The following is an 11,936-nucleotide window of genomic DNA, read 5'->3' on the forward strand; positions in this document are numbered from 1 at the left end:
TCATTTTCTTGATGATTTCCTCGGCTGTTTCTTCGGTTGTTTCGCCGACGGCTGTTTCGACGGCTTCGATCTGCGCGCGGCCATCTTCGCGCTTCGGCGCAGGGCGTCCTTGAGGTCTTTCGGCACGCCGTGTTTCTTCAGGAGATCGGCGAAGGATTCATCGGCCAGTTCCTGAAGTGTCGCCATCCGGTCGCGGCCAAGCTGCACCAGCGCCTGCCAGGTCTCGTCGTCGAACTCGATCACCTTGCGCATCTGCCGTGGCCCCTGTTTCGTAAGCGTTCGTCGCGGTCATCCAAGCCTATCGTACCACGAGGACGGCCATGAACAGCGCGCTTGCAGCGGCGCTGCGGTCTTCGTATTCCTGCCTTGCGCGCGCGTTCACTCATTCGTTGCTTGACGCCCGGGGGCGGCGAAGGTCCGCTTGGGTGCGGATCAAACTGGTCTCCGGAGATCGAAAGCAATGAGCGCGCGAAACATCGGTTGGGTGGCTGCGGCGGCTGCAATCGTCTGGATGTTCAGCGTGGGGCCGATGGCTGCGCAGCAATATCCATTCTGCCGGAAAACCGAAGCGGGCGCCGGCGATTGCCTATACGATACACTCGAGCAGTGCCAGGCGGCGATCTCCGGCACGGCCGGCTTTTGCCAGCCGAATTACTTTCTTCCGTCGGCCGGTCAGAACGCGCCGCAGCGTCGTGTGCGACGGTCCTGAAGCGATCATAAAACTCAATTCGATGTGGCCGCGGCGAGCGTGAATCCGCTGCGTGACGTGCGCGCGCATTGCGTTATCCCCGTCATCAACACCGGCGCGATGCATTAGGCTGAATTTTTCCTTAACGCGTCCGCATCAGCCATGCGGAATGATGCCATTGTCGGGACTTGCGCGACACGTCTCCACGCGCGGTGTCACGGCACCGGAGGCTGCCGGTTGCAATCCCGGCTGCGCCATCTTACTCAACCGCAGTTCCTGCATGCGCCAACGGAGGCGAGTGCGCGTTTCGCATTGAAGGAAGTTCAGGAACGATGACCTCGCGGTTCGTCAGTCAAGTCGGAGTTCTCCTGCAATGGGTCAGGCGTCAGGTCGCACGGCATGCGCCGTGTGGCGGTGACCGCAGCCTGCGCCGCAAGCTGTCGATCGGCACGGGAATCGTATTCGTCTGCACCGCGATCCTTGCCGTCAGCCTGATCGGCCGCTCGTTCGACGATTATCGCCGCGCCGGGCACAATCTTCGCGGGCTGGAGTGCTATCGGCTCATTCTCGCCGCCGCCAATCTTCTGTCGGCCGAACGCGGGCCGTCCAACAGCGTGCTGGGCGATACCGGCGTCACGCATGGGGAACTGCGTGAACGGCTCACCGCATTCCGCGCCCGCTCCGACGCCATTCTCGATCAGTTATCCGCGCGGTCGGGTGCGGGCGTGCCGCAGGAGTTGCTTGCGCCGGTGCGCGCGCAGCTTCTGGAAGGGCGGCGGGAGGTGGATCGTGTCGCGTCGATTCCGCGTAATCGCCGCGGCGTCGACGACGTGCAGTCGGTGATCGAGAGCATGTTCCGGATCGTCGATCGTTTCCAGTCCGTGGTGGCCTGGAAGGCCGGGGCGTTGACGGCGTCGAATCCCGCGCTGGCGGGTTCGGTGATGACCGGCCGGATCCTGAGCGAACTGCGCGAGTACGGCGGCAGGATTGCATCGCAGGTCATGGCGCCGGTCGCGGTCGGCAAGCCGATGCAGCTGAAACACTTCATCGACAGCAACCGGACCCGCGGCCGCATTCTCGAATTGTGGAATCTCGCCGGCGACAACAGTCTCGCGGGAAGCGACGATCCGCGGCTGGCGGCGAACCTGCGCGATGCCGAGCAGATGTTTTTCGGCGAAGGCCTCAGCATCGTTGACAGACTGATCGAGGAAGGCCGTTACTCCGGCGATTATTCGATGTCGGCGGATGAGTTCACGGTCCGCTTCGTCGAGACGCTGGCGCCGCTGGAGCGCTTGCGCGGCGCGTTTCTCGACATCGCGATCGAGCGCCTGACCGAAACCCGCAACAGCGCGCTCACAACCCTTGCAGTGACCGTGGCGGTGGCGGCGACCATCCTCGGAATCCTGATTGGCCTGATGATCGCGGCGCAGCGCTTCGTGTTTGGCCCGCTGATGCGTGCGCAGGATGCGGTGATCGCGCTGGCGGAGGACCGCCCCACGGTGTTCCGTCCGGAGCGTCATCACGCGACCGAGATGCGCCGCCTGTTCGACGCCATCTGGATATTGCGCAACAGTATCGTCGAGCGCGCGTCGCTCACGAAGCAGCTCAAGCAGCAGGCGGAGACCGATGGCCTCACCGGCCTGATGAATCGCCGCGCGCTGGACATGATCGGCGAAAGCCACACCAGTAGCCGGATGATGGCCGATGGCGCATGCCTGATCCTGCTCGACATCGACCATTTCAAGTCCATCAACGACCGGTATGGCCATCTCGAAGGCGACCATGTGCTGAAGGAAAGCGTGCGGCTGCTGCATGCGATGCTCGGCGCGAACGACATCTTCGCGCGCTTCGGCGGCGAGGAGTTCGTGATTCTCACGCCCGGCCGCGATCTCGACGCAGCGATGGCGCTGGCGGAACGAATCCGGCGCGCGCTGGAAGCGAACAAAATCGAGTTGTCCACCGGGACAGGGCTGACGGTCACGGCGAGTTTCGGCGTCGCCAGGGGACGCCTCGGACAGGTCGCATGGCGGCGGCTGGTCGAGGCCGCGGACGCGGCGCTCTACTGCGCCAAATCCGACGGCCGCAATTGCGTGCGCTGCGCGCGAAGCGGGTCCCCGCCGCTCGTACCGGTCTTGCCCGACGGGCTGGACATCGGCGCGCCCGCGCGAAAGTCCGCCGGTTCACGCTGACCGCGCTACAGGCGCCAGCTGTCGCCGAGGCGGCAGGCGGTGTTTTTGTGTTGACCGGGCAGGAACAAGAGCCGTGATCGGGGCTTTGGTTTTGCGGAGAAACCACAAGGAGGACCCGATGCGATATTTTGTTCTGGTCGCGGCTCTCGGCGTTGCGTTCATTCTTTCGGCGACCGGGGCCGACGCGCGAAGCTATCGCTACTGCCTGAAGAGTTCGGTGGGGCCGGGCGATTGCAAGTACAACAGCTATAGGCAGTGCCAGGCCGCGCTTTCCGGCACCACCGGAACCTGCGTGAGAAACAGCGGACCTCGCCGCTAGACGCAAACGTCGGACGCCGGTCGGATCGAACCTGATCTGCCGTGGCGTGTGACCGTCGCCGCGTGCGGTGTCTGACGCCGCCTTACGGCAAGTTCGCCCACGGCGTTTTATCCGCCGCGCAGATCGAATAACCGGAGGCGCAGCCAGCCGCATCAGGGCCGACCGACAAAGCCGCCGCCGATGATGCGAACCATGTCTATTCGGACAACACCGACATCTAGAAAATTCTTGCAAAGAGTTCAGCAGTTTCCCTTGCGATCAAAGTTGTGCGCGGAGACCGACGTTGGCCTTGAGGATGTAGCTGTTGCCGAAACCGCGGAACGGTGTGTTGCCAGAGAGCTCACCAAAGAGGGTGAGGTCCTTGCGCCACGTTACACTCGCGCCGAGGCCGAGTTCGCCCCACAGCCGTTCGTCGGCATTGATGATGGGTGTTCCCGCGACCAACGTGCGCATGCCATTGAGCCATTCGTAGCTGACATTGGCTATGCCATAGACGCGGCTGCGGCCGCCGTCCCATGCGCCCTGATGATCGAGCGCGACTCCCCAGCGCGTTTTCAGGCTGTCGGTTTTGTCTGCCGTCACGTCGGCACCCGACGGATCAATGAACCGATCGAACCGGACATTGGAATAGGCAATCTGGAATTGCGGCGTGATGCCAAGCCTCTCGCCGAACGAGATCCGCTTGCCGGCTTCAATGCTGAACGCCTCGCCGTTGCCGCCATTGTCGTGGGCGAGTGAGCCGCGAAGTTCGGAACTGAGGTTGCTGCTATAGCGGTTGACCCGCGCCTGACCGTCGACATAGACGCCTGTGACACCATACCAGGTCAATGTTGCGCCAAGGCCATAGCCGTTGGTCTTCAGCGCGCCGTTGCTGAACACCGAGTTGATCCGGCTGGTGGCCTCGCCATAGGAGATGTTGACGCCTGCCACCAGACGTCCGCTCGTGTCGGTATCGACAAGCACCCGATCGGCGCCCGCCTGCATCTTCCAGGTATCGATGTTCTGATCCAAACCGGTCGTTGACACTGCAGCATTGCTGAAGTGTCCGTGGGTGCCTTCCGTTCGGCCCCAAATTCCGTTGCCGTCGCCATTGGCGCCGGGACCCCAGACGCGGTTGCCGACACGTTGTTGCAACGTTGGCAGAGCGTTGAGTGATTGCAGATTGGCGCCATAGGCCTCGTAGACCGGGACGCCGGGTTGGTAGAGCGGTCCGCTTGGTTGACCAGAATCGAACAAGGCGGAACGCAGGTACCAGTCTCCGTCCGCAGGCGTGGAAACGCCGCCTTGAAAGAGCCGATAGGCATAAGCGCCGGCAATCACCGCCGGTGCGCTCTGGAAGACATAGTTGCCGTTGAGAGTGAAAGTGCCGTTGGACGCACCCGTTACATCGATGATCTTGATGCCTTCCACCGTCTGCGCGCCAAGGCCGCCACGGTTGATGACGCTGACTTGCGTAAGGCCTGAGGTCGTGCCGTTCACCGCAAGGCGGCTGGTCTGCGAACTGTCGTTGCCCAGAACAGTCGCGATTTCGAGGCGTCCGCCAGTGCCGACATAGTTGCCCTGGACGGTGAGGGTGCCCATGGCATTGCCATAGCCCGGCGCAACGACGCCGTCATTGGCGACATTGCCCACACTGCCCGTTCCCACGAGCCGTCCAGCGGTATCGACAAGCATGTTGCCGCCCAGCACGCCGTTCACGGCCAGCGTACCAGCCGACACCGTCGATGCGCCGGTAAAGCCCGAGCTGTCCCCGGTCAGCGTCAGTTGACCAAGACCGAGCTTGTTGAAGCTCGATGAGCCTGAAAAATTTGTGCCGATGCCAATGTCGTGCGCGTTGGTATCGAACCAGGCGCCGCCCGCTGCCACAGTCAGCGTCGTAAAGCCGTTCAGGAAATTGGCTTGATCTCGGTTCGCACGCAGAATGCCACCGTTGAGGTCGAGGATAGCAGTTGTTCCGGCTCCCTTTATCACCGAGCCGGTTTCGACAATGCCGCGCCCGGTCGCATCGCCGTTAAGATGAAGCGCTCCACTACTCGTGTTGTTGATGGCGATATAAACACTGCTTCCAGCGCTCACGAACCCGCCCTTATCAACGGTCATCGTGCCGGCGCCACTTTCGCCAACTTCGATGCGGTCAGTTGCTGTCAGGTTTGAGACGTTGCCGGTACTGCTCGATACGTTGACCGTGCCCGTGCTGCCGTTCATGAGCCCGATATAGATCGTTGCCGCGCTGCCCCCAGCTGAACTGGTGGCCACCGCGGCGCCGTCCAAGACGTTGAGTGTGCCGTTGCCCGAGAAACCCACGTAAATGTTGTTCGCAGCGTTCCAGGTCGAAGCGTTGCCGTTGACGTCGCGGCCCGAGACGGTGACCTTGCCTTCGCTACCGCTGTCGGAACCGATAATACTCTGTCCGCTGTTCACCAAGCCGCCATTCAGGATGTCGAGCGTGCCTGTGCCGGCGCCGCCAACATAGATCTGGTTGGTATTGTTCCAGGTCGAGGCATGGCCGCTACTGTCGTGGCCGGTGACGATGACCGAACTCGCGCCGCTGTTATCGTTGCCGATAACGGCAAGTGCACTATTCACCACCCCGCCATCCTCGATGCGGAGCGTGCCTGTGCTGCTTTCCCCGATATTGATTTGACCGGTGCTGGTCCAGGTCGAGGCGTTGCCGTTGGTGTCGCGGCCCGAGACAGTGACGTTGCCCTGGCCGGTCCCGGCGCCGATATAGGCGTCAGCATTGCTGACCTTGCCACCATTTTGGATGATGAGCGTGCCGTTGCTGTCCTGACCGACAACGAGATCGCCGTTATTGGTCCAGGTCGATGCAGTGCTGCCATTGGCGCCAGAGACCGTGACTGTCCCGGTGGCGTTGACACCGTAGCCTATATAGCCATCGTTATTGGTGACGCTGCCACCCCCTGTGATGTCCAATGAGCCCGTAGCGGTATTACCAACACGGAGATCGGAGCCGACTATCCAGCTCGACGTCTGAATGTTGCTTTTGTCCGGCTGTAAATTACCGGTACCTGACACCGATTGTGCGGATGCTGACCGCATGGCGGCAGTCGTGGTGACAATCGTGACAATCGCCGTTGTCAAAAACAAGGATCGCCGGAAGCTGATGGTATCTGCGTCGCCCTTCGCCCCGCGTTGCACCATTCTCTGCACCCCTCCCGGCCCAGCGTGCACCGATTGGGGCTCAGCTCCGCCATCGAGGTGCGACGCGCATCCTGCAAAGCCTAGTCAATGACAATTGTTGCCATGTGCTGCATTTAAACTGATCAAGGTTAACCTTTGGTTGTTAGTTCGATTATCTTCGACTGGGACAAGCATGTACCGCGGATCGACCGGCAGCCGAGCGCCGTCCGATTTTCGTAAATCTGATTTTCACCATCCGTTTGGCTGTCCGCTACCGGTGCGGCTCTCCAGTGGCGACGATTCGGTGTTGAAAGAGCGTGTAGCCGGGCTCAAGTCATTGCGGGATCAGGCCACAGCCGACGCGGATCGCACACAAGTTGCGCTCGATAGCGCGGGGAACGATGTTATCAGCGAGACACGCTCAAGACGTTCCCCCACAGGGCTCGTGAACGGATACGGCTCGACAATGGCGGCTACCGCCGCGACCACCTGCGCGCCTTGGCGCAGCGCATCGAGGTCGCCGACGACGAGGTTCGTATCATGGGATCGAAGCCGGCATTGCTACGAACCCTGGTCGCTGCTTCGAGCGTAGAGTCGGCGGCGTTCGGCGTTCATAGTTCTGTACTGAAATGGCGCACCCGACACGATTCGAACGTGTGACCTTTGCCTTCGGAGGGCAACGCTCTATCCAGCTGAGCTACGGGTGCGGCGTCATCCGTTTAGCCGATTGGTCCGGGGCGGGCAACGGTCCGTTACGCGGGCACGATGACCTTGCCGATCGGCCAGAGTGCTATTCCGGCCAGTTTCAGATGCGCCCAGGCGAACGGAATGCCGATGATGGTCACCGCCAGCAGGACCGCGGTGACGACATGCCCCAGCGCAAGCCACCAGCCCGCAAGCAGCAGCCAGATCAGGTTGCCGATGAAGCCGAGCGGTCCGGTTCCGATGTCGGAGCGGCCCGAAATCATGTCGCGCGACACGGCTTTCTGGCCGAACGGAAACAGCGTGTAGACCGCGATGTTGAATGCAGCCCGCGCCCACGGCAGGCCGATGATGGTGATGGCCATGATGATGGCCGCGACCACCCAGCCGGCCGCCATCCAGATGCCGCCGAGCAGAACCCAGAGAATGTTCAGGAGCAGGGAGACAGGCGACATGGCAACGTCCGATCCTTGGATGACTTAAAAGATATGGCCGAGGTTTATGTCTCGACTGTGAATTGAAGACCCGCATTGTCGGTGAGGCGCTTGATGAGACGGTCGCCGAGCGCCGCGCCCGGCGTCCAGATTCCGCCGCCGACATCCGCCGCTTCGCGCACAAGGCAGATCGCGCATTCGGCGATCATCTTGGAGGTCGAGCCGTATCCCGGATCGCGATCGCCCGTCACCGCTGCGCGGATCTGCCGGCCATCGGGAGCAATGCCGACAAACAGCAGATCGTAGAAGCCGGTCTCGCGCTCCTCTTTCGATGGACCTTCGCCGGGTTGCGGCCCGCCGGGGCCGCCCATCGCCGCGTTGGCGCCGACAATGGCCTTGGCCATGGCCTCGCCTTTCTCGCCGGGACCGGCCAGCATCATTTCGTCGTAGACGAAGTCCTGGCCATACGGAAATCCCATCAGCAGGTTCGAGCGGTGCACATTGCGCGTGTTGATCGTCGCCATCACAAACGGCGCGACCCACATCGCGAGATCCTCGTCGAACATAGGTTTGTTGCCGGAGGGCTGCTTCGGTCCGTCAAAGCCCGGCGTGAGCGAAAAGGGATTCTTCAGCAGCGCGACCAGGCTGAGGTCTTTCGCGGCGGCAGCGTAAGTTGCCTTGAGACTCGCGGCGGTGCCGCCGGAGAATGTGCCTTTCATCTTGCGCACGCGGCCCTTGACGCGGCTCACCATCGCGCCGAGTTGCTTCTTCGCGGTTTGCTGAAGGAAGAAGACGCCAAGCTCGAACGGAATCGAATCGAAGCCACACGAAAACAGAATCCGCGCGCCGCTCTTCTTTGCCGTGGCGTGATGGGCGTCGATCATCTGGCGCATCCAGGCCGGTTCGCCGCAGAGATCGAGATAGTCGGTCCCCGACGCGGCGCATGCCGCGACAAGATCGGAGCCGTAAAGCTGATAGGGGCCGACGGTGGTGAGAACGCATCTGGTCTGGCGCACCAGCGCTTCAAGCGACTTGGGATCGCTGGCGTCCGCCTCGATCAGCGGCGTGTCTTTGGGTGCGCCGATCTCGTCGCGGACAGCCGCGAGTTTGTCGCGGCTGCGGCCGGCCATCGCCCATTTGAGATCGCCGTCCTTGTAACGTGCGGCGAGATATTCCGCGACCAGCTTTCCCGTAAAGCCGCTTGCACCATACACCACGACATCGAATGTCTTGTCTGTCATCGCCGATCCTCCATGAGACATGCCGGCCTTCGATCCGGTGATGCGTTCGCCTCAGCGACGGCCTTTATGGCAGGGCGGGCAGCCGGGAACAATCCGGCTTCGCGCACGGGCGGACGGTTGCGCGGCCCTGAAAACTGATCTAACCGGCCTTTCGCCGATCGAAGACCGGGCCCATATCAACTCGGGCCATCAAGGAGAAACTGCATGCGGACACTCACTCGCCTGGCGGCCATTCGTCTGGCTGCGTCTGCCGCGGCAGCGGTCACGATCCTCACTCTCGGCGGCGCTGAACCGGCCATGGCTTATCGCGAAAGAGCCTTCTGCCTGGAGAACAACCTGCGCGGCGGCGTGGGCAAGATGTGCGTGTTCGATACGTTTGAGCAGTGCGTCGAGTACCGAAGCGGCATTGCCGGCTCGTGCGCCGCGAATCCGTGGTATCGGCCATATGAGCCCGCGCCGCGCCGGCATCGCGTCCGCAAACACCGCCGCTAGGCCACAGGCCTTCGCTCGCTGTGATATTTGTTTGCGCCGGGATTTGAACCCGTATTGCTCTGCTGCCGTATTTTTGGAACGCTGCCCTGCATGAGTGACAAGGGCGAGAACGGCAGGCGTCGATGGTGAGCGTGGCGGACCAGGCAAGTTCAGAAAGCAATGGCGGCGTGGATTCGTTCTACAGCGCCATGCCGGTGTTCCGCGGTTTCGTCAGCCTGATGGATCCGTCGCTGTATAGGCCGGTGCCGGACGGTTGGCTGATCGGCGTCGCCGACATCGTGCAATCGACCAAGGCGATCGCGGACAATCGCTACAAGGCGGTGAACATGGCGGGCGCGGCGGTGATCGCGTCGGTCACCAACGCGCTGGAGAGCCGCGATTTCCCGTTCGCCTTCGGTGGCGATGGCGCGAGTTTCGCGGTGTCGCAGCAGGACGCCGGACTCGCGCGCGAAGCGCTGGCGGCCACCGCGACATGGGTGAAGGAAGATCTCGATCTCACGCTGCGCGTGGCGCTTGTGCCGATCGAGGCGATCCGCGCGCAGGGTCTTGATGTGCGCGTCGCGCGTTATGCGCCGTCGCCGCATGTCTCCTACGCGATGTTTTCAGGCGGGGGCCTCGCATGGGCCGAGGCGTCGATGAAGCGCGGCGAATTCACCGTGACGCCGGCGCCGTCCGGCGCGCACCCCGATCTCACCGGACTGTCGTGCCGGTTTTCCGAAATGCCGGCGGAACGTGGACTCATCCTGTCGCTGCTGATCGTGCCTGCGGCATCGACCGACAGCACGGCGTTTCGCCGCCTGATCGAGGATGTGGTGACGCTGGTCGAAAAAAGCCCCGGCGCGGGGCGTCCGGTGCCGGAGAACGGGCCGCGAATGCGCTGGCCTTCGCCGGGCGCGAACTTCGAGGCGCTGACGCAGCGCGGCGGGCCGCTGTTTCTCCGCCGCCTCAGTGTTCATGCCTGGACGTTATTCGCGTACGCGTTATTCAAGCTGAACATTTCCGCCGGCGGCTTTGTGCCGAAGGTCTACATGCAGCAGGTGGTCGAGAATTCGGACTTCCGCAAATACGATGACGGGCTGCGCATGGTGCTCGACTGCAAGCCTGAGCTCGCGGACGCATTGGAGAAACGCCTCGCCACGGCGGCGTCCGCAGGTGCTGCGCGTTACGGACTGCACCGGCAGGACGCGGCGATGATGACCTGTTTCACGCTGTCGGCGTCGCGGCCGGATCATTTCCATTTTGTCGATGGCGCACGCGGCGGTTACGCGTCCGCCGCCACGGCCCTGAAGGCGACATTGAACTAGACAATGCTCACGGTGTTGCATCGCGTTGCACAACGGACGGCTTGACGCTTGCGGGCATCCGCATAAGCTGACCTCGCTCAAGTGCCGAATGGATTTGCGTCTTGATCGTGGTCAGGAGAAAATCATGTCAGTTGCACGTGTCACCGAGCTTATTTCCGCATCCCCGAAGAGTTTCGAAGACGCCGTTCAGGCCGGCGTCAAGCGCGCCGTCAAGACATTGAAGAATGTCGAAGGCGTCTGGGTCGCCAACCAGAAATGCGTTATCAAGAATGGCAAGATCGCCGAATACCGCGTTAATCTGAAAGTGACGTTCATTCTCAAGGACTAGTTTCGCCTGAAAACCTGTCGTTGAGCGGCGGAAGCGCCCGATGTCGCGGGCGCTTTTGTCTTGTCTATGCATGTCTTGTCTATGCATGTCTTGTCTATGTTTGTCTTGTCTGTGACTGTGTGGTGGCCATGATCGATGTCGGGGGTGGGGGCAGGCGCGGACGAACCCCGTGTGGATTCGCGATAACGCGCCCGTTTCGCAACGCCATGATCGGTCTGCTTGTGGTGGTCGGCGGTATCGGTATAGGCAGCCTCGGTAGCGCTTATGCCGGCGACGATGACGACGAATCATCCGAGACCAAACCAAAGCGTCCGAACATCTATCTGGATGTTAGCACAGCCTACACATCCGTGCCGCCGAACACGCTCGCGATCGGCTTCCGGAATTTCGTTTCGCCGATCCCGGCCGCGGCCCAGGTTGTGACGCTGAACGCGCCGCTGACGGTGGACATCAGCGAACGGTTTTCGATTTACGGCGGCGTCAGCGCCAGCACGGCGCGCACGGATTTCGCGCCGTGGTCGTCGATGATCGTCGACAGCTGGAATGTCGGATTCAATGCCGACATTATTCAGCAGGACGGATTGGTTCCAACGGTCACCGTCATCTCGACCTTGACGCGTTCGATCAACAGCGCGCCGGGGCTGGCCTCGACATCGAACCAGACCATCGTCGAGCTCGATTATGCGCTCGATGACGATGCGACGCGGGGCCTGCTCGCCGGCACCAGACTGACCGGCGTTTGGGTGGACTCGGGCCTTGCCACGGTCGAGCCGGTGTTCGTCGGCTACCTCGGCGGCTATTACCAGTGGCCGAGCAACTGGAAACTGTCGGGCCGTTTCGGCATCCAGACCTTCGGCGGCGCGCAGTTCGCCGGCGGGCTCATCAGGGCGAAGCCTTTCACCCAGCCGACCTTCAGGATCGACATCGACCGGATGGACGATAACGACAATCGGCTGTTCGGCGCATCGCTGGAGGTTGCCTGGACCCCGCAACCCCTGATCCAGATGACGCTGCGAACGCCCCTCTACGCGGTCCGGAATTGAGCTATAGCGAGCTTGTGGAACCTTTCCGGTTGACCGGTGTTCTACTGGGTTGCAA

General features: G+C 62.1%; 10 protein-coding genes, 1 tRNA gene and 2 pseudogenes. 7 read left to right on the forward strand and 6 right to left on the reverse strand.

Features of this window, described 5'->3' with window-relative positions; translation table 11 throughout:
- Positions 1 to 252, reverse strand: coding sequence for a hypothetical protein (locus tag AC07UB_RS12270; RefSeq protein ID WP_492791228.1), 252 nt, complete (start codon positions 250 to 252; stop codon positions 1 to 3).
- A gap of 208 nt (positions 253 to 460) precedes the next feature.
- Here AC07UB_RS12270 and AC07UB_RS12275 point away from each other — a divergent pair, with 208 nt between their 5' ends.
- From AC07UB_RS12275 to AC07UB_RS12285, 3 genes are all read left to right on the forward strand, one after another.
- Positions 461 to 709 carry a DUF3551 domain-containing protein gene (locus AC07UB_RS12275; protein WP_494653219.1) on the forward strand — a complete coding sequence of 83 codons (249 nt, stop codon included), beginning with the start codon at positions 461 to 463 and terminating at the stop codon, positions 707 to 709.
- A gap of 311 nt (positions 710 to 1,020) precedes the next feature.
- Entirely contained in the window at positions 1,021 to 2,877 is a 1,857-nt protein-coding gene (locus AC07UB_RS12280) for a GGDEF domain-containing protein (RefSeq protein WP_494653221.1), read from the forward strand.
- Positions 2,878 to 2,995: 118 nt separating this feature from the next.
- Positions 2,996 to 3,196: a DUF3551 domain-containing protein gene (locus AC07UB_RS12285; RefSeq protein ID WP_494653223.1), complete on the forward strand. Its 201-nt coding sequence runs from the start codon at positions 2,996 to 2,998 to the stop codon at positions 3,194 to 3,196.
- Between the two features lie 258 nt (positions 3,197 to 3,454).
- On the opposite strand, the pseudogene AC07UB_RS12290 reads toward AC07UB_RS12285, so the two are convergent.
- The 5 genes and pseudogenes from AC07UB_RS12290 to AC07UB_RS12310 all read right to left on the reverse strand — a co-directional run.
- Positions 3,455 to 4,999, reverse strand: a pseudogene (locus AC07UB_RS12290) (autotransporter family protein); the annotation flags it as partial.
- A gap of 276 nt (positions 5,000 to 5,275) precedes the next feature.
- Positions 5,276 to 6,358, reverse strand: a pseudogene (locus AC07UB_RS12295) (hypothetical protein); the annotation flags it as partial.
- A 609-nt stretch (positions 6,359 to 6,967) separates the two neighbouring features.
- Positions 6,968 to 7,044: transfer RNA gene (locus AC07UB_RS12300), tRNA-Arg, on the reverse strand.
- Between the two features lie 45 nt (positions 7,045 to 7,089).
- Positions 7,090 to 7,494 carry a YccF domain-containing protein gene (locus AC07UB_RS12305; RefSeq protein WP_494653224.1) on the reverse strand — a complete coding sequence of 135 codons (405 nt, stop codon included), beginning with the start codon at positions 7,492 to 7,494 and terminating at the stop codon, positions 7,090 to 7,092.
- A gap of 44 nt (positions 7,495 to 7,538) precedes the next feature.
- A complete protein-coding gene (locus tag AC07UB_RS12310) occupies positions 7,539 to 8,714 on the reverse strand; it encodes a saccharopine dehydrogenase family protein (protein ID WP_494653225.1) in 1,176 nt (391 codons plus the stop codon).
- A 204-nt stretch (positions 8,715 to 8,918) separates the two neighbouring features.
- Here AC07UB_RS12310 and AC07UB_RS12315 point away from each other — a divergent pair, with 204 nt between their 5' ends.
- From AC07UB_RS12315 to AC07UB_RS12330, 4 genes are all read left to right on the forward strand, one after another.
- A complete protein-coding gene (locus AC07UB_RS12315; protein ID WP_492791222.1) occupies positions 8,919 to 9,206 on the forward strand; it encodes a DUF3551 domain-containing protein in 288 nt (95 codons plus the stop codon).
- A 188-nt stretch (positions 9,207 to 9,394) separates the two neighbouring features.
- Positions 9,395 to 10,510, forward strand: coding sequence for a DUF3095 domain-containing protein (locus AC07UB_RS12320; RefSeq protein ID WP_492792725.1), 1,116 nt, complete (start codon positions 9,395 to 9,397; stop codon positions 10,508 to 10,510).
- A 124-nt stretch (positions 10,511 to 10,634) separates the two neighbouring features.
- The gene (locus tag AC07UB_RS12325; protein WP_492791221.1) at positions 10,635 to 10,838 is read left to right on the forward strand and encodes a dodecin family protein; all 204 of its coding nucleotides are present in this window, start codon (positions 10,635 to 10,637) and stop codon (positions 10,836 to 10,838) included.
- A 206-nt stretch (positions 10,839 to 11,044) separates the two neighbouring features.
- A complete protein-coding gene (locus AC07UB_RS12330; protein ID WP_492791220.1) occupies positions 11,045 to 11,881 on the forward strand; it encodes a hypothetical protein in 837 nt (278 codons plus the stop codon).
- The last annotated feature ends 55 nt before the right edge of the window (positions 11,882 to 11,936 follow it).

It is taken from the genome of Afipia sp. GW821-FHT04G03 (assembly GCF_059419985.1).

What these genes read in the sequence shown, in the direction of transcription:
- AC07UB_RS12270 (WP_492791228.1), bottom strand. Translation starts at nt 252, where the DNA reads ATGCGCAAGGTGATCGAGTTCGACGACGAGACCTGGCAGGCGCTGGTG.
- AC07UB_RS12275 (WP_494653219.1), top strand. Translation starts at nt 461, where the DNA reads ATGAGCGCGCGAAACATCGGTTGGGTGGCTGCGGCGGCTGCAATCGTC.
- AC07UB_RS12280 (WP_494653221.1), top strand. Translation starts at nt 1,021, where the DNA reads ATGACCTCGCGGTTCGTCAGTCAAGTCGGAGTTCTCCTGCAATGGGTC.
- AC07UB_RS12285 (WP_494653223.1), top strand. Translation starts at nt 2,996, where the DNA reads ATGCGATATTTTGTTCTGGTCGCGGCTCTCGGCGTTGCGTTCATTCTT.
- AC07UB_RS12305 (WP_494653224.1), bottom strand. Translation starts at nt 7,494, where the DNA reads ATGTCGCCTGTCTCCCTGCTCCTGAACATTCTCTGGGTTCTGCTCGGC.
- AC07UB_RS12310 (WP_494653225.1), bottom strand. Translation starts at nt 8,714, where the DNA reads ATGACAGACAAGACATTCGATGTCGTGGTGTATGGTGCAAGCGGCTTT.
- AC07UB_RS12315 (WP_492791222.1), top strand. Translation starts at nt 8,919, where the DNA reads ATGCGGACACTCACTCGCCTGGCGGCCATTCGTCTGGCTGCGTCTGCC.
- AC07UB_RS12320 (WP_492792725.1), top strand. Translation starts at nt 9,395, where the DNA reads ATGCCGGTGTTCCGCGGTTTCGTCAGCCTGATGGATCCGTCGCTGTAT.
- AC07UB_RS12325 (WP_492791221.1), top strand. Translation starts at nt 10,635, where the DNA reads ATGTCAGTTGCACGTGTCACCGAGCTTATTTCCGCATCCCCGAAGAGT.
- AC07UB_RS12330 (WP_492791220.1), top strand. Translation starts at nt 11,045, where the DNA reads ATGATCGGTCTGCTTGTGGTGGTCGGCGGTATCGGTATAGGCAGCCTC.